The following is a 25,261-nucleotide window of genomic DNA, read 5'->3' on the forward strand; positions in this document are numbered from 1 at the left end:
ATGGGATCTCATATAGTTTTAGTTGTTATTTATATTATTTCTTTAAGTTAAACTTAAAAATAAAATAATAAAAATAAAAAACCTTATTTTACTTCACTCTCTTTAATGGATTTGACATTCAAAGTCCTCCCGTCTTTTGAAGTGGGGATTTTGATGCTCCCCTCTTTTAATTTTTCTCTCAATTTTTCCAACAACGGGTTTTTGAAATCGTAGTTGATGATTTCCCAATTACCCTCCAATTCAGGGGTTACCTTCCCGCCTTTTTCTTCCGTGATGTATTTGATGATTAAATCTCGTATTTGCCCGTTATCTTGCAATTCATCGTAAGAATTATAATACCTATTAGCGTCTGTAACCAAATTTAATGTCTTGGATAATGTCCCAAATCGGTAATTGTTGATCGCTAATTTATACACCGCTTTAGGGTTAATGGGTTTGTTGTTGATTGTCGGATTAATAATCCTTGATCCGGCGGGTTTTGTAACATCAACTTGGTATTTCACGCCAGAAAACATATCAAAGTTATAGCCGCGAATGTTTTCATTAAAACTGATCGTCAAATCTCCTGGTTGCAACTGATTGTAAAATTGATACGACCATTCCATGTATTTCAACAGATTTTCACCCGTTATTTTCACTCCAATGAGCGTGTTAGCGAACTTGTAAATATAGGCGACATCTTTTCTTTTGAAAGGCCCTTTTTTCAAATTGGCGCCAAAATTGAATAAGGCTGCCGCTGAAACATCGGCTTTTGCGTAATATTTTTGAACTTTATTGATCAATTCTATCACCGGTGTTTCTTGCAAGGCGGCGGTTGGCATCGTGGTGATTTTTTCTTCTCCTGTGATAAAATCAGGCCTTTCAATAAAGGTTTTTGTCACTTCGCCAACCACTTCATTAGCGTATTCTTTTGATTTTTTATCCACATATTCGTATTTTTTCGCCAATTCTTCATCTTCTGGCACGCCTTTTGTGGGTAAATTTTCAGTCGTTACGATTTTTTTCTTCGTTTGGGTGTCAAACACCACCACGCCCTTTGCCAGATAAGCCCCATACGCTCCAGGCTCAATGGTATGCACCTTTCCTATTTTGGTGTTATAAACCGCATGCTCATGCCCGGCAAAAATGATGTCAAATTGCGGGAATTTTTTCGCTAAATCCGGTATCCCGTCGCCACCTTTTTCATCTTCTCGCCCCAAATGAAAAGCGCCAATCAAAATATCATACTTCCCTTTTAACTCTTTCAAGGTCTTTTTCAACGCTTCTTCAGCGTCCAAAAACTTCAACCCTGCAAAATGTTCAGGCGTAGAGGCTTCCCAAGTTGGGATGTGCGGCACCACATACCCCACAACCGCCACCCTCACGCCATCAATTTTTTTAATCACATAAGGCTTCACAAACGGCTTATTGTCTGCAATTTTGATAATATTCGCATTCACGACACCGCCGTTAAACCCCTTAATGTTTTTCTCTAAAAAATCTTTGCTGAAATTAAACTCGTGATTGCCAAGCACACGAATATCAAATTTCAAATCGTTTTCGGCTAAAACCAGCGGGTGGATAGGCTCATCATTAAACAACTCCGCGCTATTGCCTTGCAACAAATCCCCGCTGTCAATCAAAACCACATTTTTATTCTCAGCCCTTTGCTTTTTGATTAAAGCCGCAATCCTTGTCAAGCCGTTATTGGGTTTTTGTTCCCCCACCGCATAATCATACGAAAAAAGCCGCCCATGAATGTCTGAAGTTTCTAAAAACACGATTTTGACTTCTTTTGCAGATATTGAAAGTGTTAGCGTTAAAAAGATGACTAAAACCAATTTTCTCATTGAAATCCTTCCATAAAAAAATCTTCATAACATTATTTTTACATGAAATTAACGCTGATGCGATGGTTTTGATTGGAATGTAACGCCTAAATGGGCAAAATGGGTAAGGGGATAGGGGAGTAAAATCATTCCCCCCATTCATCAAACCCCCACTTCAGACCATTCAGCGCGTTTGTCTAAAAAAGCGCGTGCTAAATTCTGTGCGCCTTCTAAAGTGTGGTTAGCCGCCCAACCGCATTGCTTTTCATTGCTGGCAGGCACTTCTTTAGCCTTTAACACGTCTTGCATCGTCTTTTCTAAAACCTCTAAAATCTCTGTATAATTGTCATGGTTTAACACCGTGAGATAAAACCCTGTTTGGCAACCCATAGGCGACCAATCCACGACATAACTGGCATGGTTGCGGATGATCTCAGCGACTAAATGCTCTAAAGAGTGTAGGCTAGGCATGTCCATGTGATCCTTATTGGGCTGCTTGAAGCGCACATCGTATTTGACAATCACATCCCCATTAGCACCCTTTTTGCGATCAGCGACACGCACATAAGGGGCTTTGACTTTGGTGTGATCCAAATTGAAACTCTCTACATTCATTTTCATGTTTTTAACTCCTTCATTCATAAATTGTAATGAAACTTTAGCCTATTTTAGCGAACGCTTGCTCTAAATCTTCTAACAAATCCTGTTCATGCTCAATCCCCACAGACAAGCGCACCAAGCCATCTCTAATCCCTGCAGCTTCTCGTTGTTCTTTAGGGATACACGCATGGGTCATAAATGCCGGAATCCCCACCAAACTTTCCACCCCGCCTAAGCTCTCGCCTAAAATGAATAACTTAAGGCTTTCTACAAAAGCAGTCGCCTCGCTGTCATTTTTGAGGGTAAAAGAGAGCATTCCGCTAAAGCCACGCATCTGTTTTTTGGCTAGCTCGTGTTGGGGGTGAGTGGGAAGACCCGGGTAATAAACCTTTTCTACTTTAGGGTGTTTTTCTAAAAATTCAGCCACGCAAAGAGCGTTTTTTTGATGGGCCTCCATGCGTAATCCTAGCGTTTTAATCCCTCTTTGCAACAGCCAGCTGTCTTGAGGGCCTAAAACCCCACCGATAGCGTTTTGGAAAAAAGCGATCTCTTGGGCTAGCGCTTCATTATTAGTGGTTACAAGCCCGGCGACCACATCGCTATGCCCGCCTAAGTATTTTGTGCCGCTATGCACCACAATGTCCGCCCCTAAAAGAAGCGGGTTTTGGCAATAGGGGGTGGCAAAGGTGTTATCCACGATAGTGAGCAAATGATGATCTTTAGCGACACTAGCGCATTGCGCTAAATCCGTGATTTTAAGCAAGGGGTTACTAGGGGTTTCTAAATAAAGGGCTTTGGTGTTTTGCTTGATAGCCTTTTTAATTTGGGATATGTCGCTAGTGTCTATAATGGTGCAAGAAAGCCCGTTTTTGACAAGCACTTTGTTAAACAAACGAAAAGTCCCCCCATAAACATCATCGCCCAATAACACATGATCGCCTGATTGCAAGAGGGAAAAGACGGCGTGGATTCCGGCTAAACCAGAAGCGAAGGCGAACCCCTTAACCCCCCCTTCTAAATCGGCGATGAGCTCTTCTAAAGCAAAGCGCGTGGGGTTGCCTGAGCGAGAGTATTCATAGCCCTTGTGGCGGCCTATGGCGTCTTGGCGGTAGGTGGAAGTCTGATAAATAGGCACGCTCACCGCCCCCGTTGTCGTATCCTCGCTAATACCCCCATGGATTAATTTGGTTTGCATGCGCATGGTTTTTCCTTTTTTATTGAATTTTTATAAATAAATACCTTTAGAAAGATAACGATCGGCAACATCCGGGAAAATGGTTAAAACCTGGCTGCCTTCGGGGAGGCGTTGCGCTTCTTTCAGCGCTGCCGCGAAAACTGCCCCGCTAGAGCTCCCCACTAATAAGCCGTTTTTCTTAGCTAATTTCCTAGTGTAGCTAAAACCCTCTTCATCTGAGATCGTTTCAAAGCCATCAATATCCAAGTTTGCAAAAAAAGGAGGGATGAACTCCACGCCAATGCCCTCAATCTCATGAGGCCCAGGCTCGCCCCCATTCAAAATAGAACCCTCCGGCTCCACCCCAATCAAGCGAATGTTAGGGATGCGTTCTTTCAAATACTTAGCCATGCCTGCAAAAGTGCCACCACTCCCTATCCCGGCTACAAAGCTCGTAAGGTTTGTGCCTAATTCTTGGACAATCTCAGGGGCTAGGGTGTGGTAGTAAGCGGCGGGATTATCAGGGTTTTCAAATTGCAAGGGCAAATAGCTATCAGGGATACTTTCGGCTAATTCTTTACTTTTTTTAATGGCGCCAGAAATCCCCTCGCTAGTAGGCGTGTTGATCACTAAAGCCCCCAAAGCTCTCATGATTTGCTGTTTTTCTGTGCTGAATTTTTCCGGGACAACAAAGATGGTTTTGAGATGGTGCTTGATTGCCACTAAGGCTAGAGCGATGCCGGTATTGCCTGCGGTAGGCTCAATGATGGTTGTTTTAGAAGTGATTTTGCCCGTTTTAAACCCTTCTTCTATAAGGTATTGGCCTAAGCGATCTTTAACGCTCCCTCCCGGGTTTAGATGCTCTAGTTTAGCGTAAATGGCGGAATTTAACGGAATGGGGTAATCCTTGTTAGTGAATTTAAAAACGGGAGTGCGGCCTATGGCGTCTTGCATTGCGGTAAGGATCATTATTCCTCCTATAATAAAGATAACGATAACTCAATTTTAGCGATTATGCCTAAACTCATTAAATGGAGTAAAATTAAGGGTAAAATGTTGGCTTATTAAGATCGATCAAGGAGCTTTCATGAAAACGATAGAATGGAATGAAGAGCAAAGAAAAGCGTTTCAAGACTTGTTAAGAGAGTTTGTAGCGTTAATTGACGCTAAAATGCAAGAGGAAAAGCAAACAGGCAAAACCCCAAAGATACCAAAGTGGGCTTCATACCAAAGAGAGCTGAACAAGTTTTTAGCATCATGGGGTTATGCGTGTAAAATCAGTCTTGGCTCTGGGAACTTATCCCATAAGCCATCCATCGCTTTTTGCCGTCAGGATATTTTAGGGGAAGGGTTTGTCAATGGTGAGAAACCAACCCCAAAAAAAGGTTTTTACCTCTGGTTTGCTTACTATTGGAAGAACGATGCAGAAAAGTTTTGTCTCTGTATAGGTCGATCCATAGAGGAGAATGGGGAAAAAGAGTGTCAAAAATGCTTGACGTATGACAAAATCATTGATCCTGATGGAGACGCTTATTATCAAGAGAGTTATGACGATTTAGAAGCCGATCTTGAAAACATTACCGACTATTTTTTACACCTTGTTAATGAATTTAATCAAATCCCCACTGCGTTTTTTGAATTAGAGCCATCTAGCGCGAGCCATTGAGAAACACCCCCATACCAAAAAGGAACTCTCTCATAAGGGATTTCCCTAAAATCCACCAACGCTTTTAAGCTAAACCTTAAAAAAGCTATCGTTTGGTTACAATCAAGCTTTGATATTTGGATTAAAAAACGCTATTTTTTAGATTTTGCAATCAGTATCCCATTGATGAAAATGAGAAAAGCAAGCAGGTTTTGATTAAAACCGCCCGCTTGAAAGAAGTTTTTAAGTGCGTTTAAATTTCACTCCACTTCCGCATCAATTACATCGTCGTCTTTTTTCTTAGGCTGTTCAGCGTTGTTTTTATTCGCCATAGCTTCGCCTAATTTTTGAGCCGCTTGCGCTAATGTTTTTGTCTTGTCTTCAAGCTCAGCTTTAGTAGCGTTATCGTTTTTGACGCACTCTTTAAGGGCGTTAATGGCGTTTTGGATCTCGTTAGCGTCGCTTTCATTCAAATTCGTTTTATGCTCATCAAGGCTCTTTTGGGTTTGGTGCGCCAAACTATCGGCATGGTTTCTCGCTTCAATCACTTCTTTTTTCCTAGCGTCTTCTTCTTTGTGCAATTCAGCGTCTTTAACCATTTTTTCAATTTCGCTATCAGACAACCCGCTAGAGCCAGAAATTTTAATCTCTTGGCTTTTACCGGTATTTTTATCTTGCGCTGACACGGTTAAAATCCCGTTAGCGTCAATATCAAAGGTTACTTCAATTTGCGGCACGCCTCTTGGAGCGGGAGCGATGCCTTGCAAATCAAATTTACCCAACGATTTATTATCCCTTGCCAATTCCCTTTCGCCCTGTAAAACCATAATGGACACAGCGGGTTGGTTGTCTTCAGCGGTTGAAAACACTTGAGATTTTTTCGCCGGGATAGTCGTGCCTCTATCAATCACTTTAGTCATCACGCCCCCTAAAGTTTCAATCCCAAGGCTTAAAGGCGTAACGTCTAATAAAAGCACATCTTTCACATCGCCTTTTAACACGCCCCCTTGAATGCTTGCGCCCACAGCTACGACTTCATCGGGATTGACGCTTTTATTCAAATCTTTATTAATAAACGCTTTCACCCTTTCTTGGACTTTAGGGATACGAGTAGAGCCTCCCACCATCACCACTTCTGAAATCTCATTTTTGGTTAGCCCTGCGTCCTTGATCACGCTTTCAATTTTAGAAATCGTTTCTTCCATGAGATCTTCTGTCAAGCTTTCAAATTTAGCCCTAGTGAGTTTTTTAACCAAGTGTTTAGGCCCGGTAGCGTCCGCGGTGATAAAGGGCAAATTGATTTCAGTCTCCATCGCAGAGCTCAGTTCTTTTTTAGCGTTTTCAGCCGCTTCTTTCAGGCGTTGCAACGCCATCACATCGTTTTTAATCTCAATGCCCGTTTCGCTTTTAAACTCAGCCGCTAAGAAATCAATCACACGATTGTCAAAATCATCGCCCCCTAAAAACGCATCGCCCCCTGTGGCTAAAACTTCTACGACATTATCGCCTGTTTCTAAAACGGTAACATCAAAAGTCCCCCCACCCAAATCATAAACCATGATTTTTTCGCTCTCTTTTTTATCCAAGCCGTAAGCTAACGCCGCGCTGGTAGGCTCATTGATGATCCTTAAAACGTTAAGCCCTGCAATCGTGCCGGCTTCTTTAGTCGCTTTCCTTTGGCTGTCGTTAAAATAAGCCGGAACCGTGATCACCGCTTCCGTAACGCTCTCGCCTAAATAACTTTCAGCGTCTTCTTTGAGCTTCATTAAAATTTTGGCTGAAATTTCTTGAGGGGTATAAACTTTACCCGAAATCTCAATCGCGCAAGCCCCATTCCTATCCACAATCTTATAAGGCAAGCGTTTTTCAGCTTCTTTAGCCTTATCTTCATTAAACATCAAGCCCATGATTCTTTTAATAGAATAAATGGTTTTTTCTGGGTTGGTTACCGCTTGTCTTTTGGCGCTCTCGCCCACTAAAATCTCGCCCTTATCCGTAAAGGCTACAATAGAAGGAGTGGTGTTTTTACCCTCTTTATTCGCAATAATCTTTGATTCATTGCCTTCATAAACCGCCATTGCGGAGTTGGTTGTCCCTAAATCAATTCCAATAACTTTTCCCATGCGTTATCCTTTCTTTTAAAATAAATGTTTTAATCGTTTTTAGCAATGCTCACCATTGCCGGCCTCAAAACCCTACCCTTATACTTGTAACCTTGTTGCAAAACCTGCACGATTTTCCCATTTTCTTTTTCTTCGCTTTTGACTTGCATGATCGCATTGTGGAAATGGGGATCAAATTCTTCTAAGCATTCAATCCCCTCAATGCCATGCCTTGCCAAAACTTCATGCAACTTTTCCATCGTAAGCTCCAAGCCCTTGGTTAAAGCGCTCTCTTTATCCACTTCTAAAGCGCTTCTATGAGCCCCAAGAAGCGCATCAATCACTGGCAATAGATCCAATGCGATTTTTTCATACGCATACTCTAACGCCATGCTCTTGTCTCTTTCTAAGCGCTTTTTCACGTTTTCAAAATCCGCATGCACTCTCAAGTATTTTTCGTGCATTTCTTTATATTTAAGCTCAAAATCTTCCCTGATCTCGCCTTCTTTTTCGCCCGCTTCTTGCTTTTTGCTTTCACAAGTGCAAGAATTTTCACAAGACTCTAGCTCTTTTGGGCTTAAATCGTGTTCTTGGTTGTGTTCATCTTTCATTATTCCTCCTTAGAAATCGTTTGAAAAAACCCTTCATAATCGCATTCTAGTTTCCCCACGCAAAGCAGTTGCATCCGCTTGTTTTGAAATTCTATAGGGCGTGTTACTAGCATGCAATCAGGCTCTATAAAATGCAACCCCTTTTTGAAACGCTCCAAAACCTTACCCCCTAAAATGTCAAAAAATAAAGGGCTGTTTAAAAGCGTTTTTAACCCCATCAGATTAAAGCGTGTGATTTGTGTGCTGGAATACTCCAAACGCTCTAATTGCCTGGCCAAACTCAACGCATTGACAGAAGCAGCGATTGAGCGCACTTCTTTAACGCTTTTGCCCACAAGCTCTAATAAAAACTTCTCCATTTTAACGCTGTAACCCAGCGCGCAAGAAAACGCCAAAAAATCCAAAATCAAAAAGCGTTTTTCGCATTCAATGACTCTTTCTAAACGCTCCAAACTGGGTTTTTTTAACAGCGTGAAAAGCCCAAAATTTTCACTTGCACTTTTTAAGCGTTTTTCATTCACCTTTAAAACTTCAAAGCGCAACGACTTGTGCCAATAGTTTTCAAACGCCTTAAAAGTAGGCAATCTAGCGCCGCTAGAATGGGCTTGATAGAGCATGCCTTCTTTAGAAAGGATTTGAAAATAATTCCTGATCGTCGCGCAAGATATTTTCAAGTTTGCCAACTCTTTCAAGCGTTTAGAGCTAATGGGTTCTAAAATCTGCAGATAGGTTTTAACAAACGCATCTAACAAACTCTCTTTCTTATTCAAATCAGAACCTACTTTAATTCTTCTTAACATCATTATTTGAAAAATCTCGTCAATCACCATTCTTGATGAAAGAACCTTCGCATTATAGCACAAAAAGTTAATAATCTATCACTTGTTTTGAAAAAGTGATAAAAATTACCTGATTTTTCTTTAAAGTTTAGTCTGTATCACTAAATTTATTTACTAGCATTAAATTAGGATTTTTTATAGAGTTGATTTAATTTAGATCTGATCTCATTTAAATATGGATAATCCTTTTTGTTTTATAATGAAACTCATTCTCTTAAGGGGATAGGGGGGTATTTTGAAATAACTCTCCCCCTACAACCCCCCTTAAAATCCCCCTAACCCCCAAGACCGCTTTTTTAGTAAAGTTATCGCTTGCTTGACGCAAGCTCTTTACTATTTTATTATCTATCTTTTATTAAAAAAACTTGTTATCATGCTAAACATGAACACACACACAAGAGGCATTGACAGCAATCTGATTTATTCGCTCAAAAGCATTTCATTATCCATGTTTAGAAAGGGTTTTTTTGGGCTTTATCAAGGCTCCATTTCGGCGCGTATTGGCACCAATCAATTTGTGATCAATAAAAGAAACGCTGTTTTTGATCAATTGAATGAAAACACCTTACTGGTCTTGCATGACAAAATAGATTACCGCTGGAAAGAAGCGAGCCTGGATTCGCCCATTCATGCGAGCGTGTATCGGGAGTTTTTGGACGCTAAATTCATCGCTTACGCGCGCCCTCCTTATAGCCTAGCGTATTCCTTGCGCCATAACCGATTGCTCCCTAGGGATTATTTAGGGTATCGTTCTTTGGGCGAAGAAATCGCCATTTTTAACCCCAAAGACTATGACAGCTGGCAAGAAAGAGCGGATACAGAGATTTTACGCCAACTGCAAGAGAGCAAAAAATATTTTGTTTTCATTAAGGGGTGTGGGATTTTTGCCTACCACAGAGAGCTTTCTAAACTCATGGAAGTTTTTGATTTGATTGAAAACTCATGCAAGGTTTTACGATTGGGCGATTTAATGGATTATTGCTATAATGATGATCCACGATTGAGCGTGTAAAAAGCTAAAAAGGATAAAACATGACCATCAACACCCATTACACCCCTAATTTCACACAGCTCCAAACCTTGAACAATATCAATAATGACGCAACCATAAAGGACAGGAATCAAGCAGAGCAGGATTTACAACAAAGCAGTATTCAAGATGGTTTCAGCCAAGATAATACGCCAAACGCCCCTGATTTTGACAGGTTACAAGCTTTAAACGCTATCAATAACGACGGCGAGATTAAAGATAAATCCCAAGTTGAAAAAAGCCTTGCTGATGGCGAAAATACCCCTGAAATTTATTCCAGCCTAGACACATACGCTTAAAAAGGGGTTCACCATTCCTTCAAAGCCATTTTGATCGCTTCTATCACGCAATCCATCCCACCCGCTAAACTAAAAAGCCAGTATTTGTGCGCGTAAATGTATTCTAATTGCTTAGCCCTTAATTCGTCTTCATTATTCGTTTTTTTACACACGATTTCAGCGATATGCAATTCCTGGTGGAAAATGTAAGATTGTATCGCATCCATGAAATACGAATTGAATCGCTTGTCATCAAAAAGCTCTTTAACGTTGTCAATTTCAGCGCTCAAATTTTCTAATGCTTTAAAATCCAACTCGTCTAATTTTTTTTCTTCATGAAGCTTTTCCACTTTTTCTAAAAATTCTGCCACCTTTAAAAACGCTTCTTCAACTTGCGTTTTTTTCTCATTGGCGTATTTGATGATTTCTTCGCATTTTTGCTTGGCGATCTTTAAATTTTTAGCCTGTTCTGATTGGGTGGGATAAATAAGATTGATAGGAGGCTTTGGCTTGGATTTGTCTATTTTTTCGCACACTTCTTTAAAAGGCATTTCTTTAGTCCCTTTAATCCTAGCCCCCCCTTCAGTAGCGTTAATGACTTCTAATTTATAGGGCGTGTTAAAAATATCTTTTTCAAAAAATTCTAAGAAAAGTTTCCACACTAAAGTGGTCTCTACTTTCCCATTACCTCCGTATTTTTCTATAAAGATCTTGTCTTTATCCTTTTTAGGCTTGATCTCTCTATCGCCATAAATCGCCCCACTAGCGTGGCTGTTACCGCTTTGTGAAAAGCTCAAATCTTGCCCGATAAACACGCATCTTTTGAAACGAGAATGCACCACTAATTCATACGCCATGTTCGCTGCACTCATGCCTATGCCCACATAACCATACTGGTGCAAATCAAAAAGGTTAGTATAACCAAAGGGGCGGAAGCTGAATTGCTTAACCCCCTTTTTAACCGCTTTAATCAATCGTTTATGCACAATGGAAGTCAGAGCAAAAATAACGCCTTCTTGAAAATCTAAGGGGGTTTCTTCGTAAAATTTCGCCGTCAAATCCACCCTTTCTAAAGACAGCACAATATCAGGCTTGATACCGGCTTTAGCCAAAATAGGGAAAGAAGCGTCTATGCAAAAAAGCGTCGCATAAGGAGCGATTTCTTTTAAAAGGGGGAGTTGCTTATTTAAACTAGGCCCGGTTGAAACAATAATAGCGGTATCTCTGTTTTTTAAAGCGTTCACAAAATCCACTAAACTAGGGCTTTTGATGACTTCAGGCAAATTAGCGGCATGTTGTTTGATGCCTATGAGCGCGTCTTTAGCGTCATTGCCCACGCTAATAGCGCCATGCTCTAAAGCGCGCGTGAAATGCTGGTTGATTTCTATCATTTGATCAGAATATCGTTCATAATAAGCGTTAAAAAGTTTTAAATCATACATTCTTGCGTATAAACGAGACTTTTTATCCATATCAAATAATGAAGCGATCATGTTGTAATTGCAAAAACTTGCATGCAATAAAATCAAACGATTTTCTAAAATCTCAGTGGAAAAATCCAAAAGATTCAGCACGATGAAAATAATTTCTATTTCAGGCTCAATGACCACCAAGCGTTTTAAATTGCCATTACCTAAAAGCAAGCGATAAAACACCCCATTACCCAAGCCAAAATAATACAAATAAGGATAAAGCATGTGAATTTCGCTATTTTTGTATAGCTCTAAGCTTGAATCTAGCGGGCTTTTTTCAAATAAGGGGGTGTTTGTTTCTTTATCTAAAAGGTTGAAATTCGCGCTATCATTCCCTAAAAACACTTCGTATTTTTTGTTTTCTTTAATGGCTTTGAGCTTTGCGAATAAGAGAGGGTCTTTTTTGAAAAGAGCTTGTAAGTTTTTTTGATAAATATCCATCGTTCCAACTTATAAAAAGGGCTAACGCCCCTTTGAATCAAGGGTTGTTATTGTAAAAGCCTTAAGACATTTTGTTGCACCGCATTCGCTTGCGCCATAGCAAAACTCCCGCTTTGCGCCAAAATATTGTATTTAGAAAAGTTCGCGCTCTCTTCAGCAAAATCCACATCTCTGATTTGAGATTCAGCCGCTTTAACATTCACTTGGGTTACAGAAATATTATTAATGGTGGTAACCAATTCCATTTGCACCGAACCCATATCCGATCGGATCTTGTCTAATTGCGTGCGCGCTGAATCCGCCATATCCATCACAATCATCGCCCCTTTAAGGCTTGTTACCCCAGCCCCTATACCTTGAGAATTGGTTTCCGCTTGCGCGCCATTAGCGTTCGCTCCAGCTGCGGAAGCCACATTCGCATCAAAAATGCCCCTAACCGCTCTCAAATTCACGGTGTATTCTGCCACCCCTTGAGCGGAATGAAAGCCCACATGGCTAAAATTCACACCGCTCACAATGATGTCTCTAGCGTCGGTCCTAGTCAAGGTTAAGCGCCCAATAACCGCATGCTGTGTCCCAGAAATCCCTGCAAAATTCCCTCCCCCAAAAACCTGACCGCTCGCGCTCGCTGCATGCACTGAGATCGCGCGCCCGTCAATGGAGTGCAAATTAATGCGCCCTTGAATATCCAAGCTCGCTTCCACGCCGGTGCGATCTTTGACGGAGTTAATGGCATTAGTCAATCTCCCGTCAGCGTCGTTTTTATGCACATCATTCACGGTCCCAATTTCTACGCCATTAATGGTAAGCTCCCTCACAGTTCCTGATTGCACAGGAGTGCCACCGGTAGCCATGACATTATAAGACGCCCTAACGCCTAAGGTGTTAGAAAAGCGGTTGATGATTTCGCTTAACGCCCCAATCCCAGTGCCAGCGCTTGTAGAAATACGCACGGTTTCAATCTTATAATCATTCACGCCATTGACTTGTTTGAAATTCAATCCCACTTCAGTCAAGTTTTGCGCCGCCGCACTAGCGAGCATGCCTGCACCGCTAAAAGAAGAGGTTTCCATGCGCACATGCCCAATCTTATCTGAGCTCGTTGAGCCAATAGACGCCTTAACCGTGGTGTTAGAATACGCGCCGATTTGAAATTCTTTGTTAGAAAAACTTCCTGAAAGCATTTGTTGGCCGTTAAAGCTTGTGGTGTTAGCGATATTGTCTAGTTCTTCTAACAACCTTTGAATATCGCTTTGGAGCGCTCTTCGGCTTTCTAAAGTTTGCCCATCTTGAGCGGCTTGAACGGCTTTGGTTTTAATGGTGTCTAAGATTTTGATTTGCTCATCCATCGCTTTATCAGCGGTTTGAACCATACCAATAGCGTCATTAGCGTTGCGGATCGCTTGACCCAAATTCGCACTTTGACTCCTTAAGCTATCAGCGATCGCCATCCCACTAGAATCGTCAGCGGCTTTATTGATCCTAAGCCCTGAGCTTAACTTTTCAAGCGAGCTTGAAAGGTCTCTGTTGTTTTGAACCCCTACCGCATGAGAAGTTAAAGCGGCGATATTGGTATTTATCCTAAAACTCATGTTTGCATCCTTTGCATAGATATTTGCTGTTAATCAAGCAAAGGGTGTTCCAACTCTTTGATTTTTAGCGCCGTTATAGTTTTTATGGTTTAATAGGGCGTTTAGTCAAAATTCTATGCTACAATCATTTATTAATAGGTATAAACATTTTATTAAAGGCGTTCCATGAAGCACCTTATTATTGTAGAATCCCCCGCAAAAGCCAAAACCATTAAAAATTTTTTGGATAAAAATTATGAAGTTATCGCCTCTAAAGGGCATGTTAGGGATTTATCCAAATTCGCTTTAGGCATTAAGATTGATGAAACCGGCTTCACTCCTAATTATGTCGTGGATAAAGATCATAAAGAACTTGTCAAACAAATCATAGAGCTTTCTAAAAAAGCATCTATTACTTATATCGCTACTGATGAAGACAGAGAAGGGGAAGCGATAGGCTATCATGTGGCATGCTTGATTGGGGGGAAATTGGAGAGCTATCCTAGGATTGTTTTTCATGAGATCACGCAAAATGCGATTTTAAACGCTCTAAAAACCCCACGACAAATTGACATGTCTAAGGTCAATGCCCAACAAGCCAGGCGTTTTTTAGATCGAATCGTGGGTTTCAAGCTCAGCTCATTGATTGCATCAAAGATCACTAAAGGCTTGAGCGCTGGGCGGGTGCAAAGCGCGGCTTTAAAGCTTGTGATTGATAGAGAAAGGGAAATCAAAGCCTTTAAGCCTTTAACCTACTTCACGCTAGACGCTTACTTTGAGCCGCATTTAGAAGCGCAACTCATCAGCTATAAGGGCAACAAACTCAAAGCCCAAGAACTCATTGATGAAAAAAAAGCCAAAGAAATTAAAAACGAATTAGAAAAAGAAAGCTACACTATCTCTAGTATCGTTAAAAAATCTAAAAAATCCCCCACACCGCCCCCTTTCATGACTTCCACTTTACAGCAAAGCGCTTCCAGTCTTTTAGGCTTTTCGCCTACAAAAACCATGAGTATCGCTCAAAAATTATATGAAGGCGTAGCCACCCCGCAAGGCGTTATGGGCGTGATCACTTACATGAGGACTGATAGCTTGAATATCGCTAAAGAGGCTTTAGAAGAAGCGAGGGCTAAGATTTTAAAAGACTATGGCAAAGACTACCTACCCCCTAAAGCCAAAGTCTATTCCAGCAAGAATAAAAACGCCCAAGAAGCCCATGAAGCGATCAGGCCCACTTCTATTATTTTAGAGCCAAACGCTTTAAAAGACTACCTTAAGCCTGAAGAATTAAAGCTCTATACCTTAATTTACAAACGCTTTTTAGCTTCTCAAATGCAAGACGCTCTTTTTGAAAGCCAAAGCGTGGTTGTGGCTTGCGAAAAAGGCGAGTTTAAAGCGAGTGGCAGAAAACTCCTTTTTGATGGTTATTATAAAATTTTAGGCAATGACGATAAGGACAAATTGCTCCCCAATTTGAAAGAAAATGACCCCATTAAATTAGAAAAACTAGAGAGCAACGCCCATGTTACAGAGCCTCCGGCACGCTATTCAGAAGCGAGTTTGATTAAAGTTTTAGAAAGTTTAGGCATAGGCAGGCCCAGCACCTACGCCCCAACGATTTCCCTTTTGCAAAACAGAGACTACATCAAGGTAGAAAAAAAGCAGATCAGCGCTTTAGAGAGCGCTTTTAAAGTGATAGAAATTTTAGAAAAGCATTTTGAAGAAATCGTGGATTCCAAATTCAGCGCTTCTTTAGAAGAAGAGCTTGATAATATCGCTCAAAATAAAGCCGACTACCAGCAAGTCTTAAAGGACTTTTACTACCCTTTTATGGATAAAATTGAAGCCGGGAAAAAGAATATCATCTCTCAGAAAGTGCATGAAAAAACCGGCCAATCATGCCCTAAATGCGGGGGGGAATTAGTCAAAAAGAATAGCCGTTATGGGGAGTTTATCGCTTGCAATAATTACCCTAAATGCAAATATGTCAAACAGACTGAAAACGCTCACGATGGAGCCAATCAAGAATTGTGCGAAAAATGCGGAGGGGAAATGGTGCAAAAATTCAGCAGAAATGGGGCGTTTTTGGCTTGCAACAACTATCCTGAATGCAAAAACACCAAATCGCTAAAAAACACCCCTAACGCCAAAGAAACAATAGAAGGCGTGAAATGCCCAGAATGCGGGGGGGATATTGCCTTAAAAAGGAGCAGGAAAGGCTCGTTTTATGGCTGTAACAATTACCCTAAATGCAATTTTTTATCCAACCATAAGCCCATCAACAAGCGTTGCGAGAAGTGCCATTATTTAATGAGTGAAAGAATCTATCGCAAAAAAAAGGTGCATGAATGCATTAAATGCAAAGAGCGTGTGTTTTTAGAGGAAGAGAATGGCTAAAGAAAATCCGCCTGTCGTTTTTGGGCCTGTTTTATCCAGGCGTTTTGGGAAGTCTTTGGGCGTGGATTTATCGCCCTCTAAAAAACAATGCAATTACAATTGCATTTATTGCGAGTTGGGTAAAGCCAAGCCCATTGAACGCATGGAAGAAGTGATAAAAGTAGAAACCTTGATTAACGCCATTCAAAACGCCCTAAACAATCTCACCATCCCCATTGATGTTTTAACCATTACCGCTAATGGCGAACCCACTCTATACCCTCATTTATTAGAGCTTATCCAAAGCGTCAAGCCTTTTTTAAAGGGCGTTAAAACTTTGATTTTAAGCAACGGCTCGCTCTTTTATGAGCCAAAAGTCCAGCAAGCCTTAAAGGAATTTGACATCGTTAAATTTTCTTTAGACGCTATTGATTTGAAAGCCTTTGAAAGAGTGGATAAGCCCTATTCTAAAGACATTAACAAGATTTTAGAGGGGATTTTGAGCTTTTCTCAAATCTATCAAGGGCAACTGGTGGCTGAAGTGCTGTTGATTAAGGGCGTGAATGATAGCGCGAACAACTTAAAACTCATCGCTGCCTTTTTAAAACAAATCAATATAGCCAGAGTGGATTTAAGCACCATAGACAGACCCTCAAGCTTTAAAGCCCCTAAATTGAGCGAAGATGAATTATTAAAATGCTCTTTATTTTTTGAAGGGCTTTGCGTGAGTTTGCCTAAACGATCCATTACTCAAGCTAAAAAATTGATTTCTTGCGGTATAGACGAATTGCTCGCTTTAATTTCCAGGCGCCCTTTAAGTGCAGAAGAAGCCCCCTTAATACTGGATTCTAACGCTTTTAAGCATTTAGAAACTTTATTAAACCATCAACAAATTACGATTAAAAGAGTCGGCTCTTTGGAGTTTTATTGCGCGTTTTAACCTCCATTTGTAAGTTTTACCTTACTTTAGGGAGCTTAAGCTTTTAAATAAGGTTCTCTTTTATTACCAAATAACGCCACAATACCATAAAAAATCAAAAGCCGACAGATCATTAAAAACTTGGTGTAATGTTTTTAATCGCTACATCCTTTTACTATAACCATAACCCGCTTTTTCTGCTTTTTTTTCAGTATTAGCCGCTGCTTCTATTTCTTTATTAATATCAGCAACGATGTTTTGAATGATTGAAAAGCTTTGAAAGGATGAAAGGTTGGCTTGTGGGTTTCTCATTTCAAGCATTTTAGCTTGAGCTTTAGAGCGTATTTTTAGATTTTCGTTTTGCCATTCTTCTGTAACATTAAAATCTCTAGGGTCTAGTTCTAAATAGGCGATAGAACTTGGTCTATAAAAATTCACTTGTTTAGCGATAGCTTTTTGTGAATAGGGCAGAGATTCTAGCTCTTTTTGCAAATAAGCTATAAGCTCTTGCGCTTTTGATCCTCTTTGAGAGTGGGGTTGTTTAGAGTTTGGAAGGTGTTTTGGCTGGATAGGGGTTTGGTTTGTTTTTGTGGGTTTAGGGGTTTTGCATTCAGCTTCTACTTCTATAGCAATACTATCTTTAATTCTTGCTTTTTTAATAAAGAATTGACCATGTTTTTCTTCGCAATTTTGTTCTAGGTCTTTAATGAAATCTTTCTGTGTTTTAATGGTCTTTTGTTTTTCTTGTTCTGTCTTTTGTCTTTCTTGTTCTAACTCTATCCCACTCTTGTTCGCCTTTTGTTTTTCTTGTTCTGTCTTTTGTCTTTCTTGTTCTAACTCTATCCCATTCTTGTTTGCCTTTTGCTTTTCTTGTTCTAGTTCTATTTGTTTATCAGTATCACCAACACTACAAGCGGCTAATAAGAAACTTGTCGCTATTGTTAATCCTGAATATTTCCACCAATTGATTTTATTCTCTTTTTCAGCTTGTTTGGATTTATCTTGGACTTTATCGTCTAATTCTTTTGCTCTCTTGCATGCAACATGGGTTAATACTACTAATGCCGCATTGCTTTTCTTGGGATGTTTTTTTACAAATTCTCTAACTTTCTTTGCAATTTTTGTAAAAATCCCACCAATTTGATCTGATCCTTTAAAATAAGTCCCTTTATTTGTCTTTGTGTTAGCCATCTCTGTGTTCTTACCGACTTTATTTGTTTTTCCTATTTTTACTGATTTCATTACCACCCTTTTTTTCAAAAAACAATCTTACCCATCAAAATTAAATCTATGGAAACTAATACGAAAAAATCCACTCAAGTTAGATCAACCCATTTATTATCAACGCGCAGTTAAGCCATGCTCTTTCAACTCTTTTTCTAACTTGGCTACAGCGTTCCAAGTGGGGATCACGCTATCAGGGTTTAAAGAAATGGAAGTGATGCCCTCTTTGACTAAAAACTCTGTTACTTCAGGGTAATCGCTTGGGGCTTGCCCACAAATCCCGCAATATTTGTTGTGCCTTTTACAAGCTTCAATCGCTTTTTTAAACATTCTTAGCATCGCTTCATTCCTTTCATCAAAGACATGGCTGACTAATTCGCTGTCTCTATCCACGCCTAAAGTGAGCTGGGTTAAATCATTAGAGCCAATAGAAAAGCCATCAAACAAGCTTAAGAAATCATCAGCCAAAATGACATTCACGGGTAATTCACACATGATATAGATTTCAAGCCCGTTTTTACCGGATTCTAAATTGTTTTTTCTTAAGATCTCTAGGACTTTTTTACCTTCTTCAATGGTGCGTAAAAAAGGGATCATCACTTTCATGTTGGTTAATCCCATTTCTTCCCTCACCAACGCTAAGGCTTCGCACTCCCATGAAAACGCTTCATTATAGCTTTCTGAATAATACCGACTAGCCCCTCTATATCCAAGCATGGGGTTTTCTTCATTAGGCTCATAGCTAGAGCCGCCAAGCATGCGCATGTATTCGTTGGATTTGAAATCGCTAGTCCTTACAATGACAGGTTTAGGGTAAAACGCCGCACTGATCATGCCAATGCCTTCAGCGATTTTTTTCACAAAAAAATCTTTAGGGTTAGCATAGCCTGCCATGAGGTTTTCAATTTCATTTTTTTCTTTCACGCTTTTTTTGTGGTGCAAATCCACTAATGCTAAAGGGTGGGCTTTGATTTGATTTAAAATAATCATTTCCATTCTGGCTAACCCTACGCCGTGATTAGGGAGTTGAGAAAAGCCAAAGGCTTTTTCAGGGTTTCCAATATTGATGTAAATTTTTGTTTGCGTTTCTTGCATGTTAGAAAGCTCCACCCTTTCAATTTCATGCTCATAAATGCCTGCATACACATAGCCCTCTTCGCCCTCAGCGCAAGAAACCGTGATTTCCATGCCGGTATAAAGGCTATCAGTCGCCCCGCTCACCCCAACAATGGCTGGCACGCCAATTTCTCTCGCCACAATCGCCGCATGGCAAGTGCGCCCTCCACGATTAGTGATAACCGCGCTCGCTTTTTTCATGCAAGGCTCCCAATCTGGGTCGGTGTTATCGGTAACTAAAATTTCGCCCTCTTTAAAAGAATTCATATGCTCCAAATCATTGATGATACGCACTTTCCCTGAGCCGATTTTACTCCCAATCGCTCTGCCTTGTAAGATAATCTCTTTTTTTTCGTTAGGGTTTTTGAATTTGAATTTTTCAAAGACTTGATTTTCTTCTTTACTTTTTTGGCTTTGAACGGTTTCTGGGCGTGCTTGAACGATAAAGATTTCCCCGCTCTCGCCATCTTTAGCCCATTCTATATCCATAGGGCGGTATTGTTTGGCTTCTTTAGAGTAATGTTTTTCAATTTCAATGGCGTATTTGGCTAAAATCAGCACGTCTTCATCGCTCAATGAAAAGGATTGCCATTCTTTTTTGGTGGTTTTAATATTTCTGGTGGGGTGTTCGCTACCTCTTGGGGCATAGACCATTTTTTGCGTTTTATTGCCGAGTTGGCGTTTGATAATGGGGCGTTTGTTTTGCTCTAAAGTGGGCTTAAACACATAAAATTCATCGGGGTTTATCGTGCCGCCCACCACATTTTCGCCTAACCCCCACGCTGAAGTGATAAACACCGCGTCTTTAAAACCGGTTTCAGTGTCAATAGAAAACATCACGCCCGCGCTGCCTTTATCCGCTCGCACCATTTTTTGCACCCCCACGCTCAGGGCGACTTTTAAATGATCAAACCCACGACTCGCTCTATAGCTAATCGCTCTGTCGGTAAAAAGCGACGCTAAACAGGATTTGATATAGTGGATCAATTCTGTTTTACCCTTAATGTTTAAATAAGTGTCTTGCTGTCCGGCAAAAGAAGCGTCCGGCAAATCTTCTGCAGTAGCGGAGCTCCTTACAGCCACATCGGCTTCTTTCATGTGGTATTGCTGGCTTAAAATTTCATAAGCTTGAAAAATCTCATCTCTCAAATCGCTAGGAAAAGGCGTGCCAAAAATAAGCTCTCTGATTTGTTTGGAGCGGATTTTCAACACATCAATTTCGGTGGCATCAACATTTTCTAAAAGCTCTATGATTTTTTGTTTAGCCCCCCCTTGCTCTAAAAGATACCAATACGCTTCGCTCGTGATCGCAAAGCCATCAGGCACTTTAATCCCAATTGGCACTAGTTCTTGAAACATTTCACCAATGCTAGCGTTCTTGCCCCCAACCAGATTCACATTCTTATTGTTCAACTCTTTGAAAAACTTGATATATCGCACAAAACTCCCTTAAAATTATCATTAAGTCTTTTAAAACAAAAATCTAATTAATGAATGATAGCATGATAGAGCTTTAGTTTTAGCTAGTTTGTATTCTAAGCTTTCTAATAGGGGTGTATTCTTTTTGATTTATGATTTTATTGTATAATAGGCGGTTAGTTAGGTATTTTTGAATATAGAAAGGGTGGTTTTGTATAGGCGGTTATTGTTGAATTTGTTTTGTATGGTGTTTTTACAAGCGTGTTTAAAGCCTATGAGCGACCCTAAAGCTGAGAAAGTGGATTCGCAAGTGCAATGCGGGTTTGGCTCAAAAGATTGCTAAATTTTAAGGTTTGAAGAAAGGAAACATAAGTTTTAAAGAATGAGTGCGGAATTGATTGCTGTTTATAAAGACGAGCAAATAATAGATTTAGAGAGCGCGAAAGTCTTAGGGCTGAGCGATGGGATTAAAGCGTTAAAAGGGAGTGAGCCGATATTTTTTGATGATTCGCCTTTGGCTTTAGAGGTGATCAGGCATTCATGCGCACATTTGCTTGCGCAAAGCTTGAAAGCCCTTTATCCGGACGCGAAATTTTTTGTAGGCCCTGTGGTAGAAGAGGGGTTTTATTACGATTTCAAGACCGCTTCAAAAATCAGCGAAGAGGATTTGCCTAAAATTGAAGCGAAAATGAAAGAGTTTGCGAAGTTGAAACTCGCTATCACTAAAGAGACTTTAACCAGAGAGCAAGCTTTGGAGCGTTTTAAGGGCGATGAATTAAAGCATGCGGTGATGAGTAAAATCAGTGGCGATATATTTGGCGTGTATAAACAAGGCGAGTTTGAAGATTTGTGTAAGGGGCCGCATCTCCCAAACACCCGTTTTTTAAACCATTTCAAGCTCACTAAACTGGCTGGGGCTTATTTGGGTGGCGATGAAAACAATGAAATGCTCATTAGAATCTATGGCATCGCTTTTGCCACCAAAGAGGGTTTAAAAGACTATCTTTTCCAAATAGAAGAAGCGAAAAAACGAGATCACAGAAAGTTAGGCGTGGAGCTAGGGCTTTTTAGCTTTGATGATGAGATAGGGGCGGGCTTGCCTTTATGGCTGCCTAAAGGGGCAAGACTCAGAAAACGCATTGAAGATTTATTGAGTCAAGCGTTACTTTTAAGAGGTTATGAGCCGGTTAAAGGCCCTGAGATTTTAAAGAGCGATGTGTGGAAAATCAGTGGGCATTATGACAACTATAAAGAAAACATGTATTTCACCACGATTGATGAGCAAGAATACGGCATAAAGCCCATGAATTGTGTGGGGCATATTAAAGTCTATCAAAGCGCTTTGCACAGCTACAGAGATTTGCCCTTAAGGTTTTATGAATACGGCGTGGTGCATCGGCATGAAAAAAGCGGCGTGTTGCATGGGCTTTTAAGGGTTAGGGAATTCACCCAAGACGATGCACATATTTTTTGCTCTTTTGAACAAATCCAAAGCGAAGTGAGTGCGATTTTAGATTTTACGCATAAGATCATGGAAGCGTTTGGTTTTAGCTATGAAATGGAATTATCCACTAGACCGGCTAAATCCATAGGCGATGATGAAGTTTGGGAAAAGGCCACTAACGCTTTAAAAGAAGCCCTAAAGGAGCACCGCATTGATTATAAGATTGATGAAGGAGGAGGGGCTTTCTATGGGCCTAAGATTGACATTAAAATCACTGACGTTTTAAAGCGTAAATGGCAGTGCGGCACGATTCAAGTGGATATGAATTTGCCTGAACGCTTCAAGCTCGCTTTCACTAATGAGCGCAATCACGCTGAACAGCCAGTGATGATCCACAGAGCGATTTTAGGCTCGTTTGAAAGGTTCATTGCGATTTTGAGCGAACATTTTGGGGGGAATTTCCCTTTCTTTGTCGCGCCCACTCAAATCGCTCTCATTCCTATTAATGAAGAGCATCATGTTTTTGCTTTGAAATTAAAAGAGAAACTAAAAAAGCGCGATATTTTTGTAGAAGTGCTGGATAAAAACGACAGCTTGAATAAAAAGGTGCGATTAGCCGAAAAGCAAAAAATCCCTATGATTTTAGTGTTAGGGAATGAGGAAGTGGAGACCGAAATTTTATCCATTAGAGACAGAGAAAAACAAGCTCAATATAAAATGCCCTTAAAGGAGTTTTTAAACATGGTTGAATCTAAGATGCAAGAGGTTAGTTTTTGAGTAGAAGCGAAGTGTTGTTAAACGGAGACATTAATTTTAAAGAAGTGCGTTGCGTGGGCGATGATGGCGAAGTGTATGGGATTATTTCTTCTAAAGAAGCGCTAAAAATCGCTCAAAATTTAGGCTTGGATTTGGTTTTGATTTCAGCGAGCGCGAAACCTCCCGTGTGTAAGGTGATGGATTATAATAAATTCCGCTACCAAAATGAAAAGAAAATCAAGGAAGCCAAGAAAAAGCAAAAGCAAATTGAAATCAAAGAGATCAAGCTTTCCACTCAAATCGCGCAAAACGATATTAACTATAAAGTCAAGCATGCGAGAGAATTTATTGAAGCCAATAAGCATGTCAAATTCAAAGTGGTTTTAAAGGGTAGGGAAAGCCAAAACTCAAAAGCCGGGCTTGATGTGCTTTTGAGAGTCCAAACGATGATGCAAGATTTAGCCAACCCTGAAAAAGAGCCAAAAACCGAGGGGCGTTTCGTTTCGTGGATGTTTGTGCCTAAGGCTAAAGAAGCCCCAAAAAACGAAAAGAAAACTAAAGAAAATAACCCGCCTTTTAATCGTATTAACCTTATGAAAGGAGAAAATCATGCCAAAAATGAAGACTAATCGCGGCGCGTCTAAGCGTTTCAAAGTCAAAAAAAACTTGATTAAGCGTGGCAGCGCTTTTAAAAGCCATATTTTGACTAAAAAAAGCCCTAAGCGTAAAGCCAATCTAAACGCGCCAAAACATGTGCATCACACTAACGCGCATTCTGTCATGTCGTTGCTTTGCAGGGCTTAGGAATGCTCATTAGAAAGTGGAGTTAATCCCCTTGTTTAAGGGAAAGTCGTTTGAAAAACGCACCTAAAAATATTTTAAAAAGAAAGGTAAAGAAATGAGAGTTAAAACAGGCGTTGTGCGCAGAAGACGCCATAAAAAAGTCTTAAAACTCGCTAGAGGGTTTTATAGTGGCAGAAGAAAGCATTTTAGAAAGGCTAAAGAACAGCTTGAAAGGAGCATGTATTACGCCTTTAGGGATCGCAAACAAAAGAAAAGAGAGTTCAGGAGTTTGTGGGTGGTAAGGATCAATGCGGCTTGCAGAATGCACAATACAAGCTATTCGCGCTTCATGCATGCCCTAAAAGTGGCTAATATTGAATTAGACCGCAAGGTTTTAGCAGACATGGCGATGAATGACATGCAAGCTTTTAAGAGCGTGTTAGAGAGCGTGAAAGAGCATCTTTAATCTCTATTGGCTGTTAGGTTTTAGTTTTAGCCTAAAAAAGGTGAGAGGATTTAGGACTTTTTACTAAAAAGTTCCTAAAATTGATTTTTGTTTCAATTTATTCTCATTCAATCGCTATATTTAATCAAAAAGAAAGCAATTTTATAGTAGAATGTAGCATTTAGAACTCAAGTAGAGAAAATGTAGAAGGAAGGAATACATGAAGAAATCTGTTATAGTAGGTGCTATCTCTCTAGCAATGACAAGCTTATTGTCAGCAGAGACCCCTAAGCAAGAAAAAGCTATTAAGACTAGCCCTACCAAAAAAGGTGAAAGAAATGCTGCTTTTATAGGGATTGATTACCAGTTGGGTATGCTCAGCACTACCGCTCAAAATTGTTCCCATGGGAATTGTAATGGTAATCAAAGTGGGGCTTACGGCTCTAATACGCCTAACATGCCTACAGCGTCAAACCCAACAGGAGGGCTTACTCATGGCGCTCTAGGGACTCGTGGGTATAAAGGCTTAAGCAACCAACAATACGCTATCAATGGTTTTGGGTTTGTTGTAGGGTATAAGCATTTTTTTAAGAAAGCCCCACAATTTGGAATGCGTTATTACGGATTCTTTGATTTTGCAAGCTCTTATTATAAGTATTACACTTATAATGATTATGGCATGAGAGACGCTCGCAAGGGTTCTCAAAGTTTCATGTTTGGCTATGGGGCTGGCACAGATGTGTTGTTTAACCCGGCTATTTTCAATCGTGAGAACTTGCATTTTGGGTTTTTCTTAGGCGTTGCGATTGGTGGCACCTCTTGGGGTCCAACAAACTATTATTTCAAGGACTTGGCTGATGAATACAGAGGGAGTTTCCACCCTTCAAATTTCCAGGTCTTAGTGAATGGAGGGATTCGTTTAGGCACGAAACACCAAGGTTTTGAAATTGGCTTGAAAATCCAAACCATTCGCAACAATTATTATACCGCTAGTGCGGATAATGTTCCTGAAGGGGTTACTTATAAATTCACCTTTCACCGCCCCTATGCCTTTTATTGGCGTTACATTGTAAGCTTTTAAAGTGTTTTAGGGTTAATCTTATGGGGGCATAGAAAAGGGCTTTTGCTCTTTGTGGCCTTTTATGACTTTCTTGTATCAAAGCCGTTGTTTAATCAATACGGCCACTCAGCAAAAATGAAATCGCAAT

21 protein-coding genes are annotated in these 25,261 nt (G+C 40.3%); 10 read left to right on the forward strand and 11 right to left on the reverse strand.

Annotation, left to right across the window (positions count from 1 at the left end):
- Positions 1–83: 83 nt before the first annotated feature.
- From HG567_RS00505 to HG567_RS00520, 4 genes are all read right to left on the reverse strand, one after another.
- Positions 84–1,784 carry a bifunctional metallophosphatase/5'-nucleotidase gene (locus tag HG567_RS00505; protein ID WP_338154000.1) on the reverse strand — a complete coding sequence of 567 codons (1,701 nt, stop codon included), beginning with the start codon at positions 1,782–1,784 and terminating at the stop codon, positions 84–86.
- Positions 1,785–1,970: 186 nt separating this feature from the next.
- Positions 1,971–2,429, reverse strand: a complete 459-nt coding sequence (locus HG567_RS00510; RefSeq protein ID WP_000783576.1) for an S-ribosylhomocysteine lyase — start codon at positions 2,427–2,429, stop codon at positions 1,971–1,973.
- A gap of 37 nt (positions 2,430–2,466) precedes the next feature.
- Positions 2,467–3,609, reverse strand: coding sequence for a cystathionine gamma-synthase (locus HG567_RS00515; RefSeq protein ID WP_202139773.1), 1,143 nt, complete (start codon positions 3,607–3,609; stop codon positions 2,467–2,469).
- A 24-nt stretch (positions 3,610–3,633) separates the two neighbouring features.
- Complete coding sequence (locus HG567_RS00520) at positions 3,634–4,551, reverse strand: O-acetylserine-dependent cystathionine beta-synthase (protein WP_202139774.1); 918 nt, start codon at positions 4,549–4,551, stop codon at positions 3,634–3,636.
- 118 nt (positions 4,552–4,669) lie between these two features.
- Here HG567_RS00520 and HG567_RS00525 point away from each other — a divergent pair, with 118 nt between their 5' ends.
- On the forward strand, positions 4,670–5,248 hold the full coding sequence (locus HG567_RS00525) for a hypothetical protein (protein WP_202139775.1): 579 nt from the start codon (positions 4,670–4,672) through the stop codon (positions 5,246–5,248).
- Between the two features lie 239 nt (positions 5,249–5,487).
- On the opposite strand, the gene dnaK is transcribed toward HG567_RS00525, so the two are convergent.
- From dnaK to HG567_RS00540, 3 genes are read right to left on the reverse strand one after another with little or no spacing between them, the layout of a single operon-like run.
- Complete coding sequence (gene dnaK / locus HG567_RS00530) at positions 5,488–7,350, reverse strand: molecular chaperone DnaK (RefSeq protein ID WP_202163842.1); 1,863 nt, start codon at positions 7,348–7,350, stop codon at positions 5,488–5,490.
- 29 nt (positions 7,351–7,379) lie between these two features.
- Positions 7,380–7,940: a nucleotide exchange factor GrpE gene (gene grpE / locus HG567_RS00535; RefSeq protein ID WP_202139777.1), complete on the reverse strand. Its 561-nt coding sequence runs from the start codon at positions 7,938–7,940 to the stop codon at positions 7,380–7,382.
- Positions 7,940–8,770 carry an HrcA family transcriptional regulator gene (locus HG567_RS00540; protein ID WP_202140211.1) on the reverse strand — a complete coding sequence of 277 codons (831 nt, stop codon included), beginning with the start codon at positions 8,768–8,770 and terminating at the stop codon, positions 7,940–7,942. The genes grpE and HG567_RS00540 overlap by 1 nt, the downstream gene beginning before the upstream one ends.
- A gap of 382 nt (positions 8,771–9,152) precedes the next feature.
- Between HG567_RS00540 and HG567_RS00545 the strand changes: the two genes are divergently transcribed.
- Complete coding sequence (locus HG567_RS00545) at positions 9,153–9,791, forward strand: class II aldolase and adducin N-terminal domain-containing protein (RefSeq protein WP_194149202.1); 639 nt, start codon at positions 9,153–9,155, stop codon at positions 9,789–9,791.
- Positions 9,792–9,811: 20 nt separating this feature from the next.
- Positions 9,812–10,108, forward strand: coding sequence for a hypothetical protein (locus tag HG567_RS00550; RefSeq protein ID WP_202139778.1), 297 nt, complete (start codon positions 9,812–9,814; stop codon positions 10,106–10,108).
- Between the two features lie 8 nt (positions 10,109–10,116).
- Here the strand turns inward: HG567_RS00550 and HG567_RS00555 are convergent, their stop codons facing one another.
- Both HG567_RS00555 and HG567_RS00560 read right to left on the reverse strand, forming a co-directional pair.
- Entirely contained in the window at positions 10,117–12,000 is a 1,884-nt protein-coding gene (locus tag HG567_RS00555) for a motility associated factor glycosyltransferase family protein (RefSeq protein ID WP_202163843.1), read from the reverse strand.
- A 47-nt stretch (positions 12,001–12,047) separates the two neighbouring features.
- On the reverse strand, positions 12,048–13,592 hold the full coding sequence (locus tag HG567_RS00560; protein WP_000010011.1) for a flagellin B: 1,545 nt from the start codon (positions 13,590–13,592) through the stop codon (positions 12,048–12,050).
- 165 nt (positions 13,593–13,757) lie between these two features.
- On the opposite strand from HG567_RS00560, the gene topA reads away from it, so the two are divergent.
- The gene (gene topA / locus HG567_RS00565; RefSeq protein WP_202163844.1) at positions 13,758–15,968 is read left to right on the forward strand and encodes a type I DNA topoisomerase; all 2,211 of its coding nucleotides are present in this window, start codon (positions 13,758–13,760) and stop codon (positions 15,966–15,968) included.
- The gene (locus HG567_RS00570; protein ID WP_202139781.1) at positions 15,961–16,887 is read left to right on the forward strand and encodes a radical SAM protein; all 927 of its coding nucleotides are present in this window, start codon (positions 15,961–15,963) and stop codon (positions 16,885–16,887) included. Before topA ends, HG567_RS00570 begins: the two co-directional genes overlap by 8 nt.
- 141 nt (positions 16,888–17,028) lie before the next feature.
- Here HG567_RS00570 and HG567_RS00575 read toward each other — a convergent pair whose 3' ends face one another.
- Both HG567_RS00575 and ppsA read right to left on the reverse strand, forming a co-directional pair.
- Entirely contained in the window at positions 17,029–18,108 is a 1,080-nt protein-coding gene (locus HG567_RS00575; protein WP_202163845.1) for a DUF874 family protein, read from the reverse strand.
- Between the two features lie 99 nt (positions 18,109–18,207).
- Positions 18,208–20,646, reverse strand: coding sequence for a pyruvate, water dikinase (gene ppsA, locus HG567_RS00580; RefSeq protein WP_202139783.1), 2,439 nt, complete (start codon positions 20,644–20,646; stop codon positions 18,208–18,210).
- Positions 20,647–21,007: 361 nt separating this feature from the next.
- On the opposite strand from ppsA, the gene thrS reads away from it, so the two are divergent.
- From thrS to HG567_RS00605, 5 genes are all read left to right on the forward strand, one after another.
- Positions 21,008–22,846, forward strand: coding sequence for a threonine--tRNA ligase (gene thrS, locus HG567_RS00585; protein WP_202163846.1), 1,839 nt, complete (start codon positions 21,008–21,010; stop codon positions 22,844–22,846).
- Complete coding sequence (infC, locus tag HG567_RS00590) at positions 22,843–23,454, forward strand: translation initiation factor IF-3 (RefSeq protein ID WP_000091341.1); 612 nt, start codon at positions 22,843–22,845, stop codon at positions 23,452–23,454. Before thrS ends, infC begins: the two co-directional genes overlap by 4 nt.
- Positions 23,435–23,629 carry a 50S ribosomal protein L35 gene (gene rpmI / locus HG567_RS00595; protein WP_001125542.1) on the forward strand — a complete coding sequence of 65 codons (195 nt, stop codon included), beginning with the start codon at positions 23,435–23,437 and terminating at the stop codon, positions 23,627–23,629. Before infC ends, rpmI begins: the two co-directional genes overlap by 20 nt.
- Before the next feature lie 94 nt (positions 23,630–23,723).
- Positions 23,724–24,074 carry a 50S ribosomal protein L20 gene (rplT, locus tag HG567_RS00600; protein WP_001264175.1) on the forward strand — a complete coding sequence of 117 codons (351 nt, stop codon included), beginning with the start codon at positions 23,724–23,726 and terminating at the stop codon, positions 24,072–24,074.
- A 199-nt stretch (positions 24,075–24,273) separates the two neighbouring features.
- Positions 24,274–25,134 carry an outer membrane protein gene (locus HG567_RS00605; RefSeq protein ID WP_000750177.1) on the forward strand — a complete coding sequence of 287 codons (861 nt, stop codon included), beginning with the start codon at positions 24,274–24,276 and terminating at the stop codon, positions 25,132–25,134.
- Positions 25,135–25,261 lie beyond the last annotated feature (127 nt).

This window comes from Helicobacter pylori (assembly GCF_016755635.1).
Taxonomy (GTDB): Bacteria; Campylobacterota; Campylobacteria; order Campylobacterales; family Helicobacteraceae; genus Helicobacter; species Helicobacter pylori_CQ.

Coding starts and splice junctions, on each gene's coding strand:
- HG567_RS00510 (WP_000783576.1), bottom strand. CDS start 2,429: ATGAAAATGAATGTAGAGAGTTTCAATTTGGATCACACCAAAGTCAAA.
- HG567_RS00515 (WP_202139773.1), bottom strand. CDS start 3,609: ATGCGCATGCAAACCAAATTAATCCATGGGGGTATTAGCGAGGATACG.
- HG567_RS00520 (WP_202139774.1), bottom strand. CDS start 4,551: ATGATCCTTACCGCAATGCAAGACGCCATAGGCCGCACTCCCGTTTTT.
- HG567_RS00525 (WP_202139775.1), top strand. CDS start 4,670: ATGAAAACGATAGAATGGAATGAAGAGCAAAGAAAAGCGTTTCAAGAC.
- dnaK (WP_202163842.1), bottom strand. CDS start 7,350: ATGGGAAAAGTTATTGGAATTGATTTAGGGACAACCAACTCCGCAATG.
- grpE (WP_202139777.1), bottom strand. CDS start 7,940: ATGAAAGATGAACACAACCAAGAACACGATTTAAGCCCAAAAGAGCTA.
- HG567_RS00540 (WP_202140211.1), bottom strand. CDS start 8,770: ATGGTGATTGACGAGATTTTTCAAATAATGATGTTAAGAAGAATTAAA.
- HG567_RS00545 (WP_194149202.1), top strand. CDS start 9,153: ATGCTAAACATGAACACACACACAAGAGGCATTGACAGCAATCTGATT.
- HG567_RS00550 (WP_202139778.1), top strand. CDS start 9,812: ATGACCATCAACACCCATTACACCCCTAATTTCACACAGCTCCAAACC.
- HG567_RS00555 (WP_202163843.1), bottom strand. CDS start 12,000: ATGGATATTTATCAAAAAAACTTACAAGCTCTTTTCAAAAAAGACCCT.
- HG567_RS00560 (WP_000010011.1), bottom strand. CDS start 13,592: ATGAGTTTTAGGATAAATACCAATATCGCCGCTTTAACTTCTCATGCG.
- topA (WP_202163844.1), top strand. CDS start 13,758: ATGAAGCACCTTATTATTGTAGAATCCCCCGCAAAAGCCAAAACCATT.
- HG567_RS00570 (WP_202139781.1), top strand. CDS start 15,961: ATGGCTAAAGAAAATCCGCCTGTCGTTTTTGGGCCTGTTTTATCCAGG.
- HG567_RS00575 (WP_202163845.1), bottom strand. CDS start 18,108: ATGAAATCAGTAAAAATAGGAAAAACAAATAAAGTCGGTAAGAACACA.
- thrS (WP_202163846.1), top strand. CDS start 21,008: ATGAGTGCGGAATTGATTGCTGTTTATAAAGACGAGCAAATAATAGAT.
- rpmI (WP_001125542.1), top strand. CDS start 23,435: ATGCCAAAAATGAAGACTAATCGCGGCGCGTCTAAGCGTTTCAAAGTC.
- rplT (WP_001264175.1), top strand. CDS start 23,724: ATGAGAGTTAAAACAGGCGTTGTGCGCAGAAGACGCCATAAAAAAGTC.
- HG567_RS00605 (WP_000750177.1), top strand. CDS start 24,274: ATGAAGAAATCTGTTATAGTAGGTGCTATCTCTCTAGCAATGACAAGC.